This window comes from Pseudomonas sp. rhizo25 (genome assembly GCF_031931935.1).
Classification (GTDB): domain Bacteria; phylum Pseudomonadota; class Gammaproteobacteria; order Pseudomonadales; family Pseudomonadaceae; genus Aquipseudomonas; species Aquipseudomonas synxantha.
On the sequence record NZ_JAUJXA010000018.1, the window covers coordinates 29,661 to 52,077 of the forward strand.

General features: G+C 60.0%; 20 protein-coding genes. 8 read left to right on the forward strand and 12 right to left on the reverse strand.

Going from position 1 to position 22,417, the window contains the following annotated elements:
- From QZR30_RS24840 to QZR30_RS24850, 3 genes are all read right to left on the reverse strand, one after another.
- Window positions 1-837: a DUF4123 domain-containing protein gene (locus QZR30_RS24840; protein WP_274358267.1), complete on the reverse strand. Its 837-nt coding sequence runs from the start codon at window positions 835-837 to the stop codon at window positions 1-3.
- Window positions 837-2,843, reverse strand: coding sequence for a type VI secretion system tip protein TssI/VgrG (gene tssI / locus QZR30_RS24845; RefSeq protein ID WP_274358266.1), 2,007 nt, complete (start codon window positions 2,841-2,843; stop codon window positions 837-839). Before tssI ends, QZR30_RS24840 begins: the two co-directional genes overlap by 1 nt.
- 299 nt (window positions 2,844-3,142) lie before the next feature.
- Window positions 3,143-4,129, reverse strand: coding sequence for a diaminopimelate epimerase (locus tag QZR30_RS24850; RefSeq protein WP_274358265.1), 987 nt, complete (start codon window positions 4,127-4,129; stop codon window positions 3,143-3,145).
- Between the two features lie 359 nt (window positions 4,130-4,488).
- Between QZR30_RS24850 and QZR30_RS24855 the strand changes: the two genes are divergently transcribed.
- Window positions 4,489-5,640 (forward strand): MFS transporter, encoded by a 1,152-nt coding sequence (locus tag QZR30_RS24855; protein WP_046068975.1) that lies wholly within the window; start codon window positions 4,489-4,491, stop codon window positions 5,638-5,640.
- A gap of 8 nt (window positions 5,641-5,648) precedes the next feature.
- On the opposite strand, the gene QZR30_RS24860 is transcribed toward QZR30_RS24855, so the two are convergent.
- From QZR30_RS24860 to QZR30_RS24890, 7 genes are all read right to left on the reverse strand, one after another.
- The gene (locus QZR30_RS24860) at window positions 5,649-6,500 is read right to left on the reverse strand and encodes a type III secretion protein (protein WP_236708695.1); all 852 of its coding nucleotides are present in this window, start codon (window positions 6,498-6,500) and stop codon (window positions 5,649-5,651) included.
- A gap of 241 nt (window positions 6,501-6,741) precedes the next feature.
- Window positions 6,742-7,173, reverse strand: coding sequence for a type III secretion protein (locus QZR30_RS24865; protein ID WP_233518717.1), 432 nt, complete (start codon window positions 7,171-7,173; stop codon window positions 6,742-6,744).
- Between the two features lie 25 nt (window positions 7,174-7,198).
- Complete coding sequence (locus tag QZR30_RS24870; RefSeq protein ID WP_199525528.1) at window positions 7,199-8,236, reverse strand: type III secretion effector protein; 1,038 nt, start codon at window positions 8,234-8,236, stop codon at window positions 7,199-7,201.
- Between the two features lie 254 nt (window positions 8,237-8,490).
- Window positions 8,491-10,896, reverse strand: a complete 2,406-nt coding sequence (locus tag QZR30_RS24875) for a TonB-dependent siderophore receptor (RefSeq protein WP_046068977.1) — start codon at window positions 10,894-10,896, stop codon at window positions 8,491-8,493.
- Between the two features lie 103 nt (window positions 10,897-10,999).
- A complete protein-coding gene (locus QZR30_RS24880) occupies window positions 11,000-11,950 on the reverse strand; it encodes a FecR family protein (protein WP_311904447.1) in 951 nt (316 codons plus the stop codon).
- Between the two features lie 26 nt (window positions 11,951-11,976).
- Window positions 11,977-12,477, reverse strand: a complete 501-nt coding sequence (locus tag QZR30_RS24885; protein WP_046068979.1) for a sigma-70 family RNA polymerase sigma factor — start codon at window positions 12,475-12,477, stop codon at window positions 11,977-11,979.
- A 99-nt stretch (window positions 12,478-12,576) separates the two neighbouring features.
- A complete protein-coding gene (locus QZR30_RS24890) occupies window positions 12,577-12,972 on the reverse strand; it encodes a c-type cytochrome (RefSeq protein ID WP_411741017.1) in 396 nt (131 codons plus the stop codon).
- Between the two features lie 82 nt (window positions 12,973-13,054).
- Here QZR30_RS24890 and QZR30_RS24895 point away from each other — a divergent pair, with 82 nt between their 5' ends.
- The 4 genes from QZR30_RS24895 (at window position 13,055) to QZR30_RS24910 (ending at window position 18,339) form a co-directional block, all read left to right on the forward strand.
- Window positions 13,055-14,749: a hypothetical protein gene (locus tag QZR30_RS24895; protein ID WP_311904449.1), complete on the forward strand. Its 1,695-nt coding sequence runs from the start codon at window positions 13,055-13,057 to the stop codon at window positions 14,747-14,749.
- A gap of 71 nt (window positions 14,750-14,820) precedes the next feature.
- Window positions 14,821-15,621 carry a glucose 1-dehydrogenase gene (locus QZR30_RS24900; protein WP_046068981.1) on the forward strand — a complete coding sequence of 267 codons (801 nt, stop codon included), beginning with the start codon at window positions 14,821-14,823 and terminating at the stop codon, window positions 15,619-15,621.
- Window positions 15,614-17,440: a glycoside hydrolase family 15 protein gene (locus QZR30_RS24905; protein WP_068966819.1), complete on the forward strand. Its 1,827-nt coding sequence runs from the start codon at window positions 15,614-15,616 to the stop codon at window positions 17,438-17,440. The genes QZR30_RS24900 and QZR30_RS24905 overlap by 8 nt, the downstream gene beginning before the upstream one ends.
- A complete protein-coding gene (locus QZR30_RS24910) occupies window positions 17,428-18,339 on the forward strand; it encodes an alpha/beta fold hydrolase (RefSeq protein ID WP_311904450.1) in 912 nt (303 codons plus the stop codon). Before QZR30_RS24905 ends, QZR30_RS24910 begins: the two co-directional genes overlap by 13 nt.
- On the opposite strand, the gene QZR30_RS24915 is transcribed toward QZR30_RS24910, so the two are convergent.
- Window positions 18,325-19,293, reverse strand: coding sequence for a GlxA family transcriptional regulator (locus tag QZR30_RS24915; RefSeq protein WP_274358260.1), 969 nt, complete (start codon window positions 19,291-19,293; stop codon window positions 18,325-18,327). The genes QZR30_RS24910 and QZR30_RS24915 overlap by 15 nt on opposite strands.
- Window positions 19,294-19,383: 90 nt before the next feature.
- Between QZR30_RS24915 and inhA the strand changes: the two genes are divergently transcribed.
- Window positions 19,384-20,064, forward strand: a complete 681-nt coding sequence (gene inhA / locus QZR30_RS24920; RefSeq protein WP_046068985.1) for an isonitrile hydratase — start codon at window positions 19,384-19,386, stop codon at window positions 20,062-20,064.
- A 68-nt stretch (window positions 20,065-20,132) separates the two neighbouring features.
- Here the strand turns inward: inhA and QZR30_RS24925 are convergent, their stop codons facing one another.
- Window positions 20,133-20,762: a LysE family translocator gene (locus tag QZR30_RS24925; RefSeq protein WP_046068986.1), complete on the reverse strand. Its 630-nt coding sequence runs from the start codon at window positions 20,760-20,762 to the stop codon at window positions 20,133-20,135.
- Window positions 20,763-20,930: 168 nt separating this feature from the next.
- On the opposite strand from QZR30_RS24925, the gene QZR30_RS24930 reads away from it, so the two are divergent.
- Window positions 20,931-21,446: a sigma-70 family RNA polymerase sigma factor gene (locus QZR30_RS24930; RefSeq protein ID WP_046072525.1), complete on the forward strand. Its 516-nt coding sequence runs from the start codon at window positions 20,931-20,933 to the stop codon at window positions 21,444-21,446.
- Window positions 21,433-22,383: a FecR domain-containing protein gene (locus QZR30_RS24935; RefSeq protein WP_311904451.1), complete on the forward strand. Its 951-nt coding sequence runs from the start codon at window positions 21,433-21,435 to the stop codon at window positions 22,381-22,383. The genes QZR30_RS24930 and QZR30_RS24935 overlap by 14 nt, the downstream gene beginning before the upstream one ends.
- Window positions 22,384-22,417: the final 34 nt, after the last annotated feature.

Sequence of the window (22,417 nt, forward strand, 5' to 3'; positions counted from 1 at the left end):
CTATTCACCCTTCCCTTCCTCCCTACGCCACTGCTCCACCACCCGTTCAAAATGCGCCCCTGGCGCCTCGCCTACCCTCGGTTGCCAATGGACAATGCTGCTGCGGGTCGCCTCTTCCAACCGACGCACCACCAAAAACTCCAACTGCTCAGGCGTGTGCCATTGCCAGGTGCGTGCCTGCTCCAGTACCTGGGCCAGCCAGATCCTCGGGTCCTGAAACTCAACCAATGCAGCCAGGTCTTCGCTGTGCTCGGCCAACAGGTAGCGCAGGATATTGGCGTGCAGGATGGCTTCGGCCTGGGGATTGGGTGCACCCAGCCAAGGTGACGGGTCGGGTACCGGATAGTCGCCTGGTGCGGGGTTCTCGGCCTGGCACCAACGGCCTTCGTGCCAATAGCACACGCTGATGAGCGGCCCGAGGTAGTCCGGCCAATGCGCTTTAGATAAATGGGCCAAGGCACGCCCTAGGGTGCGGTTGTCGTGAATTCGATAAAGCACCTGCTGGCCCTTGGGCCCCAGCAGCAATCGCGCGCGCCAATGTCGAGTCACATCGTCCAAATCGGCAGCAGGCAAACTACCCATCCACCCCCAATTCGACTCGGGGTGTTGCAGCAGCTCGACCAATGCAGGTTCCTGCATCTGCTCCAGCAACACTATGACCGGGCCTGAGCTCGCCAATTGCGCCGCATCGGTCTCGCTGTAGAGTTCGCAATAGTGCAATGGGCCGCGCCCTGCCAACAGAGGTTGGCGAGCCGTGTTATGGCCCTCCAGCATCAGGCACAGCGCGTACCCTCTCTGCCGCTGTTGAGCCATCCATCGATTGGGCAAGCTGTCCATCAAGCCGCCCTCCCCACGATATCGCAGCCGCCTTCTCGGCAGCCTTCGCACAGGGGGCAAAAATCCGCGCCCAGTTGCTTGGCCAAGTCCATGATGACGCCTTGCACCGCAGATATTGGCGCGTCAACTCGCACAGGGCCCACCGAATGGGTTGCCGACGGTGTGCCACCAAGGCTGATGGTGCGGCTGCTGAAAATACTCCCGGCTTGAATCACCAGGTGCTCTCCGCCCGCCTTAAGGCTCAGTTGCGCACCCGCATCGATTACCAGGCTGGCACCGGCCTGGAGATGAATCTGCTGGCCGGCTTCGATCACCAGGGTCTGGCCCACTCGGGTCAGGCTATCGCCCTGTACGTCAAGGTGGTCATGTGCCTTGAGCGTTACCTTGCGATCACCGTCGACGTGGCGATGCTCCTCGCTTTCCAGCCGGAGCGTGCTCACCCCTCGGATGATTTCATGCCTCTGCCCGGCGACTTCCAGGCGGCTGTCACGGCCCACCTGTTGTTCCAGGTCGCGTTGTGCGCGCAGGTAGATCAGTTCTTCGCCGCGCCTGTCTTCAAGGTGCAACTCGTTGGCCCCTGCTCCGTGGGGAGAACTGCGGCTACGCAGAACGCTGCGCGTCTTGTGCTGCGGCAAGGGGTAGGCGGGCAGGTGTAGCGCGTTGGGCAGGCAACCGCTGACCAGGGGTTGGTCGGGGTCGCCCTCCAGGAAGCTCACGAGCACTTCCATGCCCACCCGTGGAATGACCATGGCGCCAAACCCATCCCCCGCCCAACCGGACGCTACCCGCAGCCAACAGCTGCTGGTATCGTCAGGTTTGTCCCGACGATCCCAATGAAAGCGCACCTTCACACGGCCATAGGCATCGCAATGGATATCCTCACCCGCAGGCCCGGTCACCGTCGCGGTTTGGCTGCCACTGATCGTCGACTTGGGGTGCTTGAGCGGCGGTCGATGCACTGCGCTCCAAGGTGTCGCGGTGAAGCGGTTGCGATAGCCTTGAAACCTGTCGACTCCAAATGCGGCCTCCTCCAAAACCTGCGGTTGGTAGCCCTCATGACGTACCGAAGTCAGTAGCCACAAGTCGTTGCAGACTGGATCGGGGTGATCGCACAACTCGAGAAAGTGACCACTGCATAACGCCGGTTGATCGCTCTTGCCCAATACTCGATGACGATCACGCTGATGGCGCTCCAGGCCGCGGCGCGCCAGTTGAGCACCTCGTTCACGGCTGGTGAACCCAGCGGGGGAGCCATAGTCTTCCAAAGGATCCGTGGCTCCGGCCTGGGCTTGCAGGTGTAGCGAAGGATGCTCAAAGTCGAAATCACGGCGTACGCTGCGTTGACTGCGGGTTTGCAGGCGCCGGTCGAAACGCTGGACTACGCGGGCCTCGAGCGCAGGATCAGGCGATGAACAATAACGCTGCACCGGTAACCTTCGAAATACTGTCTGGTCATCACCAAACACCAGCAGATGATTGTCCGTACTGTGGCGAAAATGGAAGTGAATACCCTCCTCTTCACACAGTCGCTGGATGAAGTGCAGGTCGGACTCCATGTACTGCACGCAGAATGTCCGCGGGGGATACACCACCGGCCCGAGCTCGAAGGTATAGGTATCGGCGAGAATGCCGTGGTGCTCAAGGATCGTCGCAATAATCTGCGGCACGTTGCGCTGCTGGAAAACCCGCTGGTTGCGGCGATGGGCAAGCCATGCAAGGCGGGGGGCCAGCGTCAGGTGATAACGGGTGAACCGTACGCCCTGGTCATCCCGGCCGATGGCGTAGACCTGCCCATGCAGGCCCGTATCCCCCTCGCCGAAGTCCAGATAGGCGGGTTGACGAAGCAAGGCTTCCAGGTCAATGGAAGGGTCTTCGCTGATCAATTGCATGTGAATGAAGTACGGCTGGTCGAGGGCTTCGTGACCTTTGAAGGACAAAACCTGGAAGTCCGTATTAATACCTGGAAGCAACAATTTAAAACGTGAGGAAGAAAACGCGTGAACCATCCTTTGTTACCCGCCATCAACTTTTTCGATTGAAATACTCTTCCACGCCAACCCTCAATGGCTTGCGAAAAAAGCACCTGAACACGTTAAAGCTTAGCGATTTCGGCAACGTTTCGGATGTTAAAAAATAAAAGAGAAGTTTCGTACGTCGAGATTGGAAGTGTCTTTTAAAAAATGCGACACGCTGTAAAACAAGGCTCGCTAATATCAAGAAATTTCTTACTTTGACTTACAGTTTTAACAGCTAACAATTCAGGAACAGCTGACACCGGATTAAGCCGTCCGGGGTTTTCACAGGTTCAGGTTATCAGTCGGGCGGCCCCAAACAGACTGACACTCAACAGGTTCCCAGCCTCCGCCTGCAAATGCACTGGAGCCGTACCACCCGGCATTACCACGGCGACGTCTCCAGCCTCCACCCAACCCGCTCGCCACGCGGCACAAGCCACGGCGCAGGCGCTGGTGCCCGAAGACGCGGTAGGCCCTTCACCTCGCTCAAATACACGGGCAATGACGCGCTTGCCGGAGTCCCGAGCGGCCCACTGCAGGTTGACCCCACCGACACAGGGTTGGCCACTACCTGCCGGAGGGGCAAAGGCGATGCTCTGTAAACGGTTGAACAACCCTGGCTGATGCATCGTATCGTTAGCTGGCAAGGCGCACGCCTGCTCCAGTAACGTTACGCAATGGGGGTTGCCCACCCGCACAAACTGACTGCGCCGCCATTGAGGGTCAATCGCGGCCAGGGCTGCCACATGGCTGAACTCATGTCGCCCCGCTGCCACCGTACCCACGCCAATTGCCCCTACTGCCAGCGGCCCGAACTCGGGGCGACCCAAGGTCAGCCAGAAACCACGTATTTGTTCGTAGAGTGCAGGCTCGATATAAGTCACCACGGGCGATACCGCATCGGGCTTGTCGTGATACACGCGCAATTCGCTGCCCTGGGTCATCATGCCTTGGTCAGTCAACGCTTGGGCGAAGATAGTCAGGCCATTGCCACTGCGTTCGGCCAGGGAGCCGTCGGTATTGATGATCAGTAAATCAAACGGTGGCCGGGCCTGGAAAGGCCCCACCAGCAAACCGTCGCAACGGTATGCCTTGGCATCCTTCGCACGTGGCAATGAACCCCAGCTACATTCGGACGCAACAGCTGACGCGGCCCACGCCTTGCGCGTGCTTGCAGCCGTGCCGGCGTTGTCGGGCACCTCAATTCCCCGGCTGCATAAATAGGAAGGGCTGACCACGCCATAAATATTGCCGCGCGCATCGTAAAACCGGGTCATGACCACGCCCGCCTTGAATTTTTCATCGGTTCGTCCGCTCTGATACCTGCTTAGCGCGACAGCAGCGTATTACAGATCGCTCGATGTGTGGGAAGTGGGCTCAAAGGTGGTAATCCACCGCAAGAAACCTGAGGCTCAACCACCCTCACAAGGATTACACACCTTCAGGTCACCCCTTACAGGCACGATAACGTCAGTGTGGTTTTCAAGCGTCAACGCGTTCCGTGTTCGTAAAATAATGCTATCGATCCGCATTTTTTACCCCGCACGCGAAGGGAACCCTGCTCGCTCGAAAAGGCCTGATGTGCAAGGATGTCACGCCGGACATCGTTCGCTGAACGCAAAACCAAGGATTTTTCATGACTGCCATTCCCACTCCAGCCCCCGTGGTTCCCGGGCGGTTGGAACAAATGTCCACCCGTATCGCTTTTTTTATCGCCGGTTTTGGTATTGCCGCGTGGGCGCCCTTGGTGCCGTATGCCAAGGCGCGCGCGAACCTGAACGAAGGCACGCTTGGTCTATTGCTGTTGTGCCTGGGGGTGGGTTCGATCATCGCAATGCCGGCGGCGGGCGCGCTGGCGTCTCGCTACGGTTGCCGGCGCGTGCTTACCGCCGGGACGCTGATGATCTGCCTGGCCCTGCCGATGTTGGCCACTGTCAGTTCGATCCCGTTACTGATCGCCGGGTTATTCCTGTTTGGTGCGGGCCTGGGCACCGTGGACTCCACCGTGAATCTGCAAGCCGTCATCGTTGAGCGCGCCAGTGGCAAGACCATGATGTCAGGGTTTCATGGCCTCTTCAGCCTGGGTGGCATTGTCGGCGCGGCAGGAGTTTCCGGTTTGCTGGGGCTGGGCCTGTCTCCCCTGCAGGCGACCCTGGTGGTGGTCATTATCATGGCAGTTGCGCTGTTCAAGGCCGCGCCGCACCTGTTGCCGTATGGCAGTGAAAGCTCAGGTCCTGCATTTGCAGTGCCCCACGGAGTGGTGCTGTTTATCGGCTGCTTGTGTTTTATCGTGTTCCTGGCTGAAGGTGCCGTGCTGGATTGGAGTGCGGTATTCCTGAGTGCTGAGCGTGGCCTGGATGAGGCCTACGCCGGTCTTGGCTACGCGGCATTTGCCTTGACCATGACCGCTGGGCGCCTGACCGGTGATGCCATTGTCCGACGCCTGGGCGCCACGCTAGTGATCGTGATCGGTGGCGCGCTGGCGTGTGCCGGCTTACTCCTGGCGACATTATTGCCGGCTTGGGAAACAGCGTTGCTCGGGTACGCATTGGTGGGTGCCGGGTGTTCGAATATCGTGCCGGTGCTGTACACCGCCGTCGGTAGACAAAAAGTCATGCCTGAACATATTGCAGTGCCGGCCATCACCACCCTGGGTTACGCCGGTATTCTCGCCGGCCCCGCCATGATCGGCTTTATCGCCCATGGCAGCAGTTTGAGTACCGCTTTCGTGCTGATTGCGGTATTGCTGGCGGCAGTCGCTATCAGCGGCAGAATCCTCAAGGTGTAGGTCACGGCTCAACGCGCTTTGCGAGCTTTGTGCTGCTCCTGCCAACGTTCGAGGTTTTTGTTGCACAGGTGGTCTTCTACATGCGGCGGGCCAAACAGGCGTGGAGTATTCGCATGCTTCAGCGCAGGTAGCAGACCCGGCCGCTCAAAAATGTTCTTCATCGTGTAGACGCACATTTCGCTGTACTTGGACCTGGGCATCCCGGTGGACGGGTCCAGCACCGGGTTGCCCTGTTGATCAACCTCATACGGATCCTGCAAAACTTCCCTGAGTTTGGCGATGTCTACGTACTGGTGCTGTTCGAAAAGAAAGGTCCGATCCTTGGTTTTATCTCTCAAGTGTTCAAACTGCCCTTGCAGCGCCTCAACCACATCAGCATTGCCCTGGGCATGAAAGGGATCCTGGCTGAAGGCGCTTGGGGAGCTGTTGCCCTGCAACGCCTGGGCCGCCGCCCTGAGACTATCTCGCGTGATATCACCGTCACGACCGAAGATCGCATCGCTTAGTCGCGGGCGCTCGAGAATTTCCCGGACGACCTGAATCGCGCCGTCCAACTCCTCGTTTTTTCCGGTGGGCTCAGCGGCGATCCGCTGCAATGACAACCAGGTCAAGCGCCCGTCATTCATATACGAGTGCAGCAACCCGAAGGCTTTCTCCAGGGCACTCGCCAATTGCTTGTCCGTGGAGTTGGGGCCCGGCAGGGAAAACTGCGCCCGCTGCGGGGGGAAGTTCTGCAAGTTTCGATGACGCAGGACAGACAATGTTTCGCGCAGCAGGAAGGGCTTGCGAGGCCCAACAGCCGCAGGCACGGAGGGCGTTTCACTCCAGGCTCCAGCGCTGTCGACCGGTGGTGGCGCCATGGGTTGCGGGGCCGGTCCACCAGGGGCGTGAGACCGCCCGGGAGGTAGTACACCATCGATTGACATGGGTTTTCTCCAACTCTTTGAGATGCATATCCGCTTGGTGATCGGCTCGGTGATGACCAAAATCAACGAATGAATTCCACTCGGACAAGCACATCATGTGTGGTTGGATGAACCCGGCAGTTCCTTACGGACAACGAATACCAATAACAATATGTAAAACCGCAACCAGCGACGCTCAACCCAACTTGCGTCTGCGCCACCAGCCCGCGAGGGTGTGAATCAGCCCGACATTTTTTATCGATCCGGCACCATCTTCGGGGGTCTGTCCGTCCGCAAGCATGCCCCTGGAAAAGTCATCCGAAACGGGCGCCTGGAATTGTCGCTGACCGGCAAAAGCCTTCATGCGCAGGGCTTGGGCCGCATGTTCCTTTGCAGGGGTGTGCAGGCCTCGCGTTGCTGCGCCCTCCTCTGATACCGCAAGTTTCGCGTCCTGGGTGCTGTGCAAGAGTTCAAGGCGCTGGGATGGGGGGGAGTTAAACGAGGTTGAATTCATGAGTTTGCCCTCACTCGGAATCTGAAAAGCGGCGGGTGAATCACTACTGTAGATATCAGCTATGTGGCAAATGAGTGTAATCCGTTCCTCGAACAATTGAGTCAGGCGCCGCATTCGCCGTGCAGCGCCTGTAGGTTGGTCACTTGGACAATAGGACCAATGCTCTCCAATTGATCTTTCCGTCCCCGTCTTTACTGGCAAGGTCGTCCATCAGTTTGAGCAGATTACCTCGCTGGATCACTGCCTGGGCCAACTGGATAAGGTGGTCCTTTTCAGCGTCGCCTGTGAAAGGTTGGCGGGCGAGCTTTTTCAGGTCGTGGATTCTAAGGTCTGGCCCCCAGGGCCAGCCCTTCAATTCGTCAAAATGCTCGAGCATTTCAGCGGCCAACTCCTTGTCAGACTTGTACTTGAAGTAGTTTTCGCCCTTGATGACCGCGATCACATTCTGAAAGTCGATGAGATTATCCAATGCACCGGTAGACGCTTGTCGGTCAAGCGCCGCCATCAGTTCCGGACGCCGCAGCAGCTCATTGGCCAAGCGAATGTTCTCCCGCATGGCGGGGTTAGGCGACCACCCTCTTCTCGCCATCGCAAGGATGCTGTCAACACTGATATACCCTGGATTCCTGGGGTCCCTGAAAGCATGGAAACTGTCGCGCAATTGCGCTGCCAACTCTTCATTGTTCTTCAGCGAGTATTGCGGATCTGGCCTGCCAGGCGCGACCGGATAGGGCCTTTCTCCGCCGGTAGGGTCTGGTCGCGGTGGCGGGTTGCTCGCCCCGGGATTCGGCCTCGGCGGCGGATTGCTGCAACCTGGGTTCGGCCTTGGTGGTGGACCGCCGCAGCCTGGATACGGAGGCGGCCGATGTCCGGAAAACCATTGGTTCATCCATTGCTTGAACTGGCTCAGGAAATCCTGCATTGCAGGAGCGTGATGATGGTGATGGTGGCTGCCTGACACATCTGCGCCAGTGGTGGCCGCCTGATGGTTGCCGAACACTGGACCGGCCTTACTTTCCCCGGATTGAAAATTTACGTTGGCGGAACTCTGACCTTTGAAAGAAGGCGCAGCAGGCGCTTCACGAGTGTTCTTGACCTCGGGCTTGGCAGTGGCCTGCGAAGGATCAGAGGTTGATGAGGTAGAGACGGGGGATGGATCCAACATCGGTACCGACATGCGTTTCTCCATTACAGTGGGCGCGATTTTCAGCTTGTCGCTCCAACGTAGTGTCGAAGCCCATCAGCTTTCCCATGTGTGGCTTTTTGTCGGAATCAGTTCCTGTGCCAGCAACAATATATGCTGTGCGAGTGTAGGAAACAGATCGAGCAGGCAATGGTCTTTTAGCTGCTGCCCCCAGGCAAAGCGGCGGCGTGCCCGAGCAAAAAAAAAATCGCAACCCGTGGGTTGCGATTTTTCCTATCAACTGAATATCAGAACCCGACGCTTGCCTGGACGAAGAACGTACGCGGCTCACCCAGGTATATCCCGGCGTTGTTGTCGCTGGAGCGCGTGTAATGCTGCTGGTCAAAGACGTTTTTTACACCCACGCCCAGCTTGAGGTTCGACAATTGCGCGCCAAAGTCATAGCCGCTGCGCAGGTTGACGGAGACATAACCTGGGATGTCGCCATATTGGCCATCGTCGGTGCCCTGGGTAATGTAGGTGGTGCCGGTACCTGGTGCACGCTGCTTGGATTGCGCATAGACATCGAGGTTATGGGTCCAGTGGTTGACGTCGTAGCGCAGGCCCAGCGTCGCCACTTCACGGGAGTACAGGGGCAGGTCGCGGCCCTTGAACGGTACATCACCTTCGGAGGTGGCCTTGGTATAGGTAAAGCCGGCGTTAGCCGTCAGCCCGTCAAGGCGCGGGTCGAGATTGGACAGGTCGTAGTGGGCCGAGGCTTCGACACCGGCGTGCTTGGTGGCGCCGAGGTTAGTCCAGCCTACATCGTTGCTGACGTATTGCAGCTCATCCGAGAAGTCGATGTAGAACAGTGTCACTTCGCCGCCCCAGACGCTGTCGTTGTAGCGCGTTCCGATCTCGTAGGTCTTGGCTTTTTCCGGGTTAAGGCCATTGGCGGTCTGGTTGCCGGTGCCGCCCTGGCCCAGCTGGAAATACTGCAGGCTGCCGAAGGAGGTTTCGTAATTGGCAAACAGTTTCCAGGCATCGGAGACGTGATACATCACGCTCAGGGCCGGCAAGGGCTCGTTGTTGTGGATCTCGCGGCGTTTTTCCTCGGTACGCTTGCCGTTCAGGGCCACGACGGGGCGGTCATGCCATTGGGTGCGGATATCTTCAAAGCGGATGCCCGGAGTGATGGTCCATTTGCCAATATCGATTTTGTTGTCGATGTAGAAGGCGTTGGCTTCGGTGCCACCGGTGCGGTCCTGATAGACATGGCCATCGCTCTGCCCGCCCGGCGTCGGCACGTTGTTGACCAGGTTCAGGCTGGTGGCTTGCTCGTGCATGCCTTCCTTGAGGTAACGGTAGCCAACGCTGACTTCCTGGGTGCTCGGGCCCAGGTCAAACACATGGGACACCCGCGGCTCGATACCAAAGGTGTAGTAGGTGCGCGGGTAGGAACTGAGGGTTTTCAAATCACGGTTGGCGATGTTGCTGCCACGGAAGCTGTCGGAATAGTAGGTCAGCACTTCGGCCTGGGTGCGATCATCGATCTGGCGGATGTACTTGAAGGACACGTCCTTGCGGCGACCGCTGAAGTTGTCCCAGTCGCGCACCGACTGATACGGGTTGGCGTCGAACTGCTGCTGGGTCAGGCCGCCGGGCATGTCGGCGCTGGCGTCGTAGTAGTGGAAGTTCAGCGAGAAGTCGTCTTGATCGGTCGGCGCCCAATGGGTCTTGAAGATCACGTCGTCGATATCGTTGGAGTTATTGCTGTTGCGATAGCCGTTGCCGTTGACCCCGGAGTACAGCAATGCGGCGCCGATGCCGTTGTCTGCCGTGCCGCCAATAAAGGCGTTCTCCACATGCTTCCAGCCACCATGGGCGGAGGTCTGCAGGGTAGTGCCGACCTCACCGGAGAATTTCTCCGGAATTGCGCGGGTCACGAAGTTGATCACGCCCCCCACGTTCTGTGGCCCATAACGTACGGAGCCGGCCCCGCGGACAACGTCGATGCTTTCCAGGTTACCGGCAGAAATCGGTGCCATCGACAGTTGCGGCTGGCCGTACGGGGCGAAGGCCGCCGGTACGCCGTCGATCAGCACGGTGGAGCGCGGCGACAGCCGTGAGGTCAAGCCGCGTACACCGACGTTGAGGGAAATATCGCTGCCGCCGGTGCCGTTGGCTTCCTGCACCTGCACGCCTGGTATACGTCGCAGCACATCACCGACGTTCATCGCGCCCTGCTCCACCATGGCTTCGCGGCGCACCACGGTACGCGCACCCGGATGGTTTTGCACCACGGCGGCATCAGCATCGCCGAGCCAGTCGCCCACCACCTTGATATCGGTGACTCCCAGCTCCAACGGTGAACCCGCTTCACCGGTGCCGTTACTCACCGGGCGCAGGGTCACGGAGCCGGCGTCGATCTGGTAATCCAGCCCACTGCCCTGCAGCAGTTGGCGCAGGGCTTGTTCGGGCGAGAGGTTGCCATCCACCGCTGGAGCTTGCTTGTCGGCCACCATGTCGGGGCTGAAGAACACTTGCAGCGAAGTCTGCTGGCCCAGTTGGCTGAGCGCAGCACCCAGTGACTGGGCGCGGATATGTATGCCATCGGCCGCATACGTGGCAGGCAGCGCGGTGCTGACCGCAATGGCCAGGGCCAGGGGAGCCCAGCGAGAGATTTTATTATTGTGGATGGCGAGTTTTTTCACGTCGAACCTAGTCCTGTGATCGCAAGAGTGTGCGGCTGTTAATGCAAACCAGTTGCGGTTGCAGTTGCAGGAGAAGACGAAGAACTCGAAAAAAACCTGAATGTCAGCGTGAAATAATTTCCTGACTGCCGTCCGGCAAGGTGCGCAAGGCCACGGGGAGGATGTGCGGCAAGGCTTTGAGCAAGGCGTCGGTGTCACTGGATTTGAATACGCTGGTCAGGCGCAGGTTGCCCACCGCTGCCGTACTGACACGCAGCGGTTGCTCACGGTAGCGCGACACTTCCCGGGCCACCTCGCCCAAGGTGGCGTTGTTGAACACCAGTTTGCCGGTACGCCACGCTGTCAGTTCTTCAGGGTTCACCGCGTAGGCCGCTGCCACTTGGCCTTGGGTATCGACATGGGTGCCACGGCCGGCGGTGAGCGTCACTGTCTGATCCGATATGCGCCCCTGCACCTTGACCGTACCGGCCTCGACCGCCACGCGGGTCTGGTCTTCATCGCGGCGCACATCAAAACGCGTGCCGGTAACCGTTACCTGACCTGACCCGGCGACCACGACGAACGGGCGCCCGGCGTCATGCTCGACACTGAACATCGCCTCGCCCTGCTTGAGTTCCACGTTCCGCAGGCCCTTTTCATAGCGAACCGCGGCCACGCTGCGGCTGTTGAGGTCCATCACCGAGCCATCGGGCAAGGCTACCTGGCGATGCTCGCCCAATCGGGTGCTGAACTCTGCACTGTAAGGCTTTGACTGGCCCACCCCGCTGACTAAACCCAGGCCCACTGCAATGGCGACCACACTGGCGGCAACGGCATAGCGCAATACCGCACGGCGCCTGGGAGCCTCGACCGGCGTATCGCCCAGGGCCTGCAAGCGGGCCCTGGGCAGCAGATCGGTGGCGCCCCACAGCCCTTGCAGCACATCGAATTCATACTGGTGCTCAGGCGCCCGCGCCCGCCAGGCATCGAAACGTTGCCGCTCCTCGGCATTCAATGGGCCGTCCTGCAGGCGTACAAACCATTGCGCGGCCTCATCACGGACACGGTTATCCATCGAGCAAGATCCTGATTCAAAGCGGGTCATGGCGCCATCGCATCCAGACGATCACGCAGATGCCGCAGGGTGCGGATCATATACTTTTCCACCATGTTTTTAGACAGCCCCAGGCGCTCGGCGATTTCCTGCTGGGTCAGGCCCTCGATTTTCTGCCAGATGAAAATCCTGCGACAGTTGAGCGGCAGCTCCGCCAAGGCCCGCTCGATGGAATCGGCCAACTGGATCGCGTGCATGTAATGCTCCGGATCACCACCATGGGGCAAGCTGTGATCAATGACTTGAAGCGTCAGCGCCGCGCGGCGGTCTTCGCGGCGGTAGGCGTCCACCGCAATATTGCGTGCGGTTTGATGCAGGTAGGCGCGCGGTTGTACTACCTCGCTGGCGCGGGACTCAAGCACACGCACAAAGGTGTCATGGGCCAGATCTTCGGCTTGCTGGCGGTTTCTCAGGCGGCGCGTCCAGGTTCCGATCAACTCTTCGTAGTGCTCGAAAAAGCCTGTTCTGCGGGGCGGCTGAGGGGTCATCGCGGATGCACTGGGTAGGCGGGGCGTGAATAGTAATGCTTCCTATTAAGCAGGGCAATTGCTGCTGATCGCCTGCGCCACTTCTGTTCCCGAGAGCACTTATTTTTTTGAAATAACCGCACTCATATATTGATGCAGGTCGCGCAGATCCTTAATGCTCCAGGCATGCGGCGCTATCTTTACACCGTTCTCCCGCAACGTTCTTGGGATCAGGTCGCCATTGGGACGAAGGATGATCGACGACACGATAACTCCCGGATAATCCTTGAGCCGCTGCTTGAAAGCTGTGGTTGTAAGGTCAGGCGTTGGCGGATTGCTTTTTTTAGCCAATGGCCCGGTCGCTCTGATATCGGGCCCATGACACACCGCGCATCTTTGGAGGTAGAGCGTCTTGCCATTAATGTTTTCTGCCAAGGCCCCCGACGTTTGAGCCAGTGACAAAACCGCTGATAGACCTATGAGTATTTTGTTCATGCGTGCGGTGCCTGTCGGCATATACATTCCATCGCGCCCTCTCCATTCCCTTTATTCTAAGCACCATACAATAACATTCACCTTCCGGCCGAGCGCTACACCTATGCACACGCCTTTTATCGATACCCGCTGCCACCACGCCTTACGCCTTGCCTGCAACGTCAGCACTTACCCGCACAAGTTCTGTTTGAGCGAATCCAATCGAAAACTCATCAGTTCCCTGACGGATGAATGCCCGGGCGTGCAGACATTGGTCGAACAGCTGTGCCAGATACAGGCGCTGCTGGCACCCAAGCTGCCACTCACCGGCACGAGCGCACTGTGGAAATCCCGCGAGGCGCATCTGCAGCAAACCCAGATACACACCACCGTCGACACGGGACCTTTACCCAACGGCACCCTGACCGATATTGCGCGGCTGCTCGATCTGCAGCTGTTTGAAACCGTACTCTCGACCATGCCATGCGAAGCCATGGGTGCCCCATCCTCGCATGACACTGTTAGCCTGACGTGCCAATGCGTTTGGCTTTCTGAGCTACTGGCGCTGGTCATACTGGGTATCGCCAGGGCAACCCTTGATGAGACCGGCCGTTGCAGCATCACGCCGTCCTCGGACGCCATGCGCATGCACCTTCGACGAGTGTGGTTTGGTTCAGCCCTGGAGCAGGCATCTCTTGCGTCTGCCTCCCTGGCCATCCAGAGCCTTGCCATCGTGGCCGCCGACCCGGCTCGACGAAACCAACTGCCAAACGCCAGCGTATCGGCATTGACTATATTTCCCCAGCATTGGCGACTGCCGCCAGACTACGGTCCCGTGGCCGGATTATTATTCGATCAACTCGAACCCTTGCTGCTGATGATCATTCACGCGGTGCATGGGGCACAGCACCCTGGAACCCCACCCTTCGATCATCGCCACGCCGCGCAGAAGGGCATCACGCCGGTCTACGAACTTGTCAGTCAGATTCAAGCGCAACTCCCCGTGGTTGACCGGCTGTTCGATTTCTCTGGAGGCGGACTGATCCTGGGAACGCGCAACCTGGCGAGTGGCGCCATCGAGACAGCCGAAAAACTTGCAGAAATAAAGCTCGGTGCCAATTGGCACGGCAAGGCCACCTCTGATGCACAGAAGGCCTACCTGTTGAACCGGCTCAAACGTTGCGCCCATATTGAAGTGCTCGATTTCGAACTGCTGCAACACCATACAAAAGACAGTGCCGTGGAAGTGGATGTCGATTTTTTCATCCGGGACAACCTGCATGGCCAGGTTTATGGCGTTCAGCTCAAACACCTCAAGAAGCGCTCCCATAGCGGTCTACTGGGATGGCTCAGCCTGCTCCGGGAGCCGGCAAGTGGGTTGGGTAACCTGGTCCGACAGTTGGAAAACCTGGTGCTGGTTGCCCGCAACGATGAGAAGGCTCGGGCGGTGCTGATCGGCAACGGGCTCACACCGGCCGAATGCGAGCGCATCATCCCGGTAGGCTTGCACAATGTCGGCAGCATGGACATGTGGTCACTTCAAAACGGCATCCTGCTCTATGACATGCACACGTTTGTGAACCTGGTGGCCGGTAGGGCTGCGGTCGAAATCGGCATGGTCGACGGGCAAATCATTCATCGGCCGGCCGCCGCCCGCGAAGGGCCTCCTCCCAGCCCCCATGCTCCGGACTCGGCCATTGATGCCTACCTGGCCGATCCCCTGTTCCAGCACCTGTCCCGGTTTGACAGCGCTGCCAGGGTCAGCCGACGGGTATGTATCGGCGCGCATACCGTTGTTGCCCATGGACTGGGCATATGAGCCAAACGGTGAACTTCCACTGCTCGTCGTCAGTCAGCTGAAAGGACTCTCATAATCACAGTGGGTGGGCGATGCAGATTTCCTTGCAGCAACAAGTGGCCCTGGTCACCGGCGCCAGCTCCGGCATTGGCGCCGGTGCCGCCAAAGCCCTGGCCGCAGCGGGTGCGGCGGTGGTGCTCAACTACAATTCCCAGGCGGCACCGGCCGAGGCCCTCGCCGCACAGATCAATGCCGCCGGTGGCCGGGCGCTTGCCATCGGTGGCGATGTGTCCAAGGAAGCTGACGTCGAACGCCTGTTCGCCCAGACGCTCGACGCCTTCGGCCACCTGGATATCCTGGTGGCCAACTCCGGCTTGCAAAAAGACGCCAACCTGGTCGACATGACCCTTGAGGACTGGAACACCGTGATCGGCGTCAACCTCACCGGGCAATTCCTTTGTGCCCGTGCGGCCGTGCGTATTTTCAATCGTCAAGGTATTCGCGAAGGCGTGTCCCGCGCCGCCGGTAAAATCATCCATATGAGCTCGGTGCATCAACTCATCCCCTGGGCCGGGCATGTGAATTATGCGGCGTCCAAGGGCGGTGTGGAGATGCTGATGCGCACCCTCGCCCAGGAAGTCAGCGAGCAACGTATCCGCATCAATGGTATTGCGCCCGGCGCTATTCGTACGGCGATCAACCGTGCCGCCACCGAAGGCGCTGCGGAGAAAGAGTTACTCAAATTGATCCCTTATGGCCGTGTCGGTGATGTGCAAGACGTGGCCAATGCGGTGGTATGGCTGGCCAGCGACGCGTCTGATTATGTCGTCGGCAGTACGCTGTTTATCGATGGTGGCATGAGTCTTTATCCGGAGTTTAATGGCAATGGTTGATTTGAAAAGCGAACCCCAAAGCGCCATCGACGCTCACGGCATCATCGGCGACATGCGTAGCGCAGCACTGGTGAACGACCGGGGCACCATCGACTTTTTCTGTTGGCCCGAATTCGACAGCCCGTCGATCTTCTGCGCGCTGCTCGATACGCCCGAGGCCGGAACGTTCCAGCTCACCCCGGACTTGCCCAACGCCCGCCGCGAACAGATCTACCTGCCCGACACCAACGTGCTGCAAACCCGCTGGCTCAGCGACGCGGCGGTGGTAGAAGTCACCGACCTGCTGGCGGTCAGCGAAGAGGTCGACGAGCTGCCTTTGCTGATTCGCCGGGTACGGGTGGTCAGCGGCCAAGCCACCCTGCACCTGCGCTGCGCCGTGCGCCACGACTACGCGCGTGCCAAGACTCGCGCCACAGCCGACGATAGCGGCGTGCTGTTCAGCGCCGACGATCAGCCCGGCCTGCGCCTGGTGGGCAGCCACCCGCTGACCCTCGAAGAACATGCAGCCGTCACCAGTTTCACTCTGGCCCAGGACGAAGGCGCCGAATTCGTGCTCGGTGGCCAGGACGATCCGCGTGTGGTCAATGACTGCACCGACCTGTACCTGGAGCGTACCCTGAAGTACTGGCGTGGCTGGATCTCCCAGTCCAATTACCGTGGGCGCTGGCGTGAAATGGTCAACCGCTCGGCCTTGGCGTTGAAGCTTTTGACCTCGCGCAAGCACGGCGCAATCATCGCCGCCGCTACCTTCGGCCTGCCGGAAACCCCCGGCGGCGAACGCAATTGGGATTACCGCTACACCTGGATCCGCGACGCCTCGTTCACCGTCTACGCGTTCATGCGCCTGGGTTTTGTCGAAGAGGCCAATGCCTACATGCGTTGGCTCAAAGGCCGGGTCAGCGCCTGCTGCGGGCAGCCGACCAAGATCAACATCCTCTACGGCATCGACGGTCGCCAGGAACTGCCGGAAACCACACTTGACCATCTGAGCGGCCATGGCGGCGCCCAACCGGTGCGCGTGGGCAATGAAGCGTTTGACCAGATCCAACTGGATATTTACGGCGAACTTATGGACGCGGTGTATCTGGTCAACAAATACGGCGAAGCCATCTCCCACGAAGGCTGGAAACACACGGTGGAAGTGGTCGACCAAGTGTGTGAGATCTGGAACCGCAAAGACGTGGGCATCTGGGAAATGCGCGGCGAGCAGCACCACTTCCTGCATTCGCGCCTGATGTGTTGGGTGGCCGTGGATCGCGCCATTCGCCTGGCGTCCAAACGTTCACTGCCGGCACCGTTCGCCCGCTGGGATCAGACGCGCCAGGCGATCTACGCCGACATCTGGAGCAACTTCTGGAACGAGGAGCGCGGGCATTTTGTGCAACATACCGGCAGCACCGCGCTGGACGGTTCGATGCTGTTGATGCCGCTGGTGCGCTTTGTAGCGGCGACCGACCCGCGCTGGCTGTCGACACTGGAAGCGATCCAGAAAAGCCTGGTGCGCGACGGCATGGTCTACCGTTATCGCAACGACGACAGCCAGATCGATGGGCTGCAAGGCACCGAGGGCGCGTTTGCCGCTTGCTCATTCTGGTACGTCGAATGCCTGGCCCGCGCCGGCCAAGTGGAAAAAGCCCATCTGGAATTTGAACAGTTGCTGCGTTACGCCAACCCCCTGGGGTTATACGCCGAAGAATTCGACAGCCAGGCCCGGCACCTGGGCAATACGCCCCAGGCTCTAAGCCATTTGGCGTTGATCAGTGCGGCGACGTTTCTGGACCGCAAGCTCAGCGGGGAGAAGACTGTATGGCAACCCTGAACCCCCCTGCCCCATTGCTGTACGTGCGCACCTCTATGTTGGATGTGGCTTACGAGACCCACGGGCCTGTCGAGGGCGAGCCGGTGATTCTGCTGCATGGCTTCCCCTACGACCCACGCGGCTACGACGAGATCGCGCCGGTATTGGCCGAGCGGGGTTATCGGGTGTTGGTGCCATATCTGCGCGGTTATGGCCCGACGCGGTTTACCAACGCCCAGGTCATGCGCTCCGGCCAGCAGGCGGCGCTGGCCAAGGACCTGCTGGACTTCATGGATGCTCTGGCGATCCCCTGGGCTACTCTCGCAGGCTTTGACTGGGGTGGGCGCGCCGCGTGCATTGTCGCGGCGCTGTGGCCGGAACGGGTACGCGGCCTGGTGACCGGCGATGGCTATAACATCCAGGACATCGCCAAGTCGCTCACGCCTCGGGCTGCGGAAACTGAGCATCGTTTGTGGTACCAGTATTACTTTCACACCCAGCGCGGGGTCGACGGTTTGACCGCCAACCGCCGTGAACTCTGCGAGTTGTTATGGCGGCTCTGGTCACCGACCTGGCGTGAAGGGCCAAGCCTGTACGCCAACACCGCGCCATCGTTTGATAACCCGGATTTTGTCGCGGTGGTGATTCACTCCTATCGCCATCGATTCATGTATGCACCGGGTGACCCCGCGCTGGAATTCATCGAGCAGGCATTGGTGCCGCAACCGGCGATCTCGGTGCCGAGCATCTCATTGTGCGGTGCCGACGATGGCGTTGGCCCGCCCTCTCAAGAGGATGAGGATGTGGAGCAATTCAGCGGTTTTTATCGACGGCACGTATTGCCCGGCGTGGGCCACAATGTTTTCCAGGAAGCGCCCAAGGTCACGCTGGAGGCCTTGCTGGAATTACTGCAGCGCTGAAAAACGCTCCCGATAAGCCTGGGGCGTCACCGACAGGGCGCGCAGGAAGCTGCGGCGCAATGTCTCTTCACAGCCAAAGCCGCATTGCAGGGCAATGCGTTTGATCGAGGTGGTGCTGTCTGCCAACTGCCGGCGTGCGCTTTCGATACGGATCAGCTCAACAGCGCGCGCCGGGGTTTGGCCGGTTTCGGCTCGGTAGTGACGCACAAAACTACGCTCACTCATGCCGGCCTGCGCCGCCAGGTTGGCGATGTTCAGATCCAGTGTCAGGTGCTCGGCGATCCAGGCGTGCAATTCGGCAAAGCGGCTGTCGCTCTTTTGCAGGGCCAGCGTCACGCTGAATTGCGCCTGCCCGCCCGGGCGCTTGAGGAACACCACCAGGTGACGCGCTACTTCCAGGGCAAAGGCACGCCCCAGGTCCTCTTCCAACAGAGCCAGGCACAGGTCGATCCCGGCGGTCACCCCGGCCGACGTCCACACTGCGCCTTGCTGGATGAAAATCGGATTGGCCTCCACCGTCAGCGCGGGAAACTTGCGCGCCAGTTCTTCACAGCGCGTCCAGTGCGTGGCCACCCGGCAGCCGTCGAGCAAGCCACTGGCGGCCAACAGAAAAGCTCCGGTGCACACCGAAGCCATGCGCCGTGTGTGCCGGGCCTTTTCCCGCACCCATTGCACCAGCGCCGGGTCTTCGGCAGCGCCATACACGCCCCAACCACCGGCAATCACCAGGGTGTCGCAAGGCGTGTCGTTGGCGGGCAGCGGTTCGGCCAGCAGCGCCAGACCGGCAGAGGTCATTACCGGTTCAGCCTGGGCGGTGATCACACTCACCGCGTAAGGCAACGCCAAGCCACGCTGGCGTGCCAGGTCATTGGCGGACGCGAACACCTGCAGGGGTCCGGTCACATCCAGCACCTGGACATTCTCGAAGGCGAGTACATGAATGATTCTGGGCATGATTGGCGTGATTAGTGGGCTCAATGGCGTATGCGCCAAAGCCTAGGCTCCTACAGTGAGGTCGTCCACCCCTTTATCGGAGCTTGATTAATGACTTTGCACATCGGCTTTCTGTTATTCCCCGGTATCCAGCAACTGGACCTTACCGGCCCCTATGACGTGTTGGGTTCACTACCCGACGTGAAGCTGCACCTGGTGTGGAAAGACCTGGCGCCGATCACCTCAAGTACCGGCCTGGTATTCACGCCGACCATGACCTATGCCGACTGCCCGACGCTGGATGTGGTGTGCGTGCCCGGCGGTGTAGGCGTGGGCGCGTTGATGGAAGACCCGCAAACCCTGGACTTCCTGAACACACAGGCGCAGACCGCACGTTACATAACCTCGGTATGCACCGGCTCGCTGGTATTGGGGGCGGCGGGTTTGCTGCGCGGTCGCAAGGCCACCACCCACTGGGCTTACCACGACCTGCTCGCGCCGCTCGGCGCCATCCCCGTGCAGGAACGTGTGGTGCGTGACGGCAACCTGTTTACGGGCGGAGGGATCACGGCGGGAATCGACTTTGCGTTGACCCTGGCGGCCGAGTTGTATAGCGAAGCGGCGGCGCAACTGGTGCAGTTGCAGATCGAATATGCGCCGGCGCCACCGTTCGACTCAGGCAGCCCGGAGACTGCGCCCAGGCATGTGCTGGAGGAAGCCAACAAGCGCACGGTAGAGTCGCGCAGAGTGCGTGGGGAGATTGTGACCCGAGCGGCTGCGCGGTTGGGTTGAATGTTCATCCGTGGCGAGGGAGCAAGCTCCCTCGCCACAAAAAAGCTTGCTTGGCGTCCAGCGTGTCTTCAGGCAGGACGAGACATCACCGCCAAACGCACAGCCAACGCCATCAACACTGCCGCCAAACCCCACTTCTGCAGCCAGGCGCTTTTTGAGCGCTTGGCGAAGAAGCGACTGAGCGCACCGCCAAACATCCCCAGCAGCGCGTGAAACACGCCTGCAATCAGCGTCAGCACGCCACCCAGCACCATTAATTGAACGGCGATGGGCCCAGCCTCCGGTTGCACAAACTGTGGCAGGAACACCATGAAAAACAACAGCGCCTTGGGGTTGAGCAAACTGTTGAGCATGGCCTGTAGAAATACCCTGCCCAGGGCCACGCGATCGACGTGCGCAGTGTCCGGCCCGGAGCGCGTCTGCAAGGTCTTGAACACCAGCCACAACAGGTAGATCACACCGGCGTAACGAATCAAGTCAAACGCTGGCGGCCAACTGGCGACCAACGCCGTCACCCCCATGACGGTCAACGCCGTCAGCAACAGGTCTGCCACAGCGATGCCCAGGGCCGACGCACAGCCTCCGCGCCAGCCATGGGTCACACCATGGCTGATCACAAACGCCATATTTGGCCCCGGTGATAGCAGCAACAGCAAAACAGCGCCGGAAAAAACCGCAAGAGTGACGAGGCTGATCATGGGTGAACCGTCCGCCGGGAAAAGCCCAGATTAATCGGCGAGTACAGGGCACACAAAAAATTGTGCTGGATACATTGCTTGCGCAGAAAACCAGGTGATTGCTGAATGCCACGATCAACGTCTAGAATGCGAAACATTATCAATTAAGTTTGCTGCGCCGGGATGACCATGTCGAGCGATCACCCTCTGGACCCTGCCGCCATCGGCCAGCTTTACCAGGCCCACCATTCCTGGCTGCGCGGCTGGTTGAGCCGGCGCACCGGCTGCCGTGAACACGCCGCCGATCTGGCGCAGGAAACCTTTGTGCGCCTGCTCAACGCACGCAAGCACCAGACCTTGCAGCAGCCGCGGGCCTATTTAAGTAGCATTGCACGCAGCTTGATGATCGACCAATACCGGCGTCGCGAGCTGGAACGCGCCTATCTGGAAAGCCTGGCGCACTTCCCCCAAGTCGAGGTGCCGAGCGAAGAAACCCGCTTGCTGATCCTCGACAGCCTGGAGCGCATCGACCGTTTGCTCGATCAGCTCAAGCCGCGGGTGCGCGAGGCGTTCCTGTTGGCGCAACTGGACGGCCTGACCTGCCCGCAAATCGCCCTGCGCCTGGGCGTATCCAGGGCCACGGTGGAACGTGACCTGTCCAAGGCGCTGCACGCCTGTTATCGGTTGCGCTATGCCGAACTCTGACCCGCGCCTGGTGGACCAAGCCATCCAGTGGATGATCAAGCTGCGTTTCAACGTCGCCGACGACGCCAGCACCGCGGCCTTTGAGCAGTGGTTGCAGCGCAGCGCATCACATCAGCAGGCCTGGCAGCGGGTAGCGGCCATGGATGACGATTTCAAGCAACTACCGGCGCATGTCAGTCGCCATGCACTCGATGGCGCGCGCCAACGCATCAGTCGGCGTGAAGGCTTGAAGGTGCTGGGGTTGTTTGCCGGCGCCTCCGGCCTCGCCTGGCTGGGTCGCGACTACACCCCCCTGCCCGCGCTTATGGCCGACTACCGCACTGCCACCGGTGAGCGGCGCTGGGTGGCATTGGGCGATGGCAGCAAAGTCCAGCTCAACAGCGCCAGCGCCTTCGATATCGCGCTGAGCGCCGAAAGCCGGCTGGTGAACCTGCATCAGGGTGAACTGCTGATCGATACCGGCGCCGACAATCGCCCGCTCTGGGTACACACCCGCGACGGTTACCTGCGCGCCCTCGGCACGCGCTTGCTGGTGCGCGAAGAGTCAGCAGGCACATTATTGGCCGTGCAACAAGGCGCGGTGGCGGTATTTTCCGGCAGCCATGACACCACTGCGCGCCGGGTGATCAAGCCCGGCGAACAGGTGCTGTTCAACCGCGGCGGCATTCGCCCTTCACCTGCTAACGGCCTGGACCCCTGGGCCTGGAGTGACGGCGTGATCAGCGCTCACAATATGCGCCTGGATGACTTCCTGGCCGAATTGGGCCGTTACCGCAACGGGCTGGTGCGTTGCGGCGAAGCGGTGGCCGGGCTGCGGGTCTCGGGCACCTACCAACTGGATGACACTGACCAGGTACTCAAACTGGTGGCCCAATCGTTGCCGGTCGCTGTGACCTACCGCAGCCGTTATTGGGTGACCGTCTCCGCTCGGGTTTAACCGACTGAAAATAAATGAGGTGAATTCTCATTGC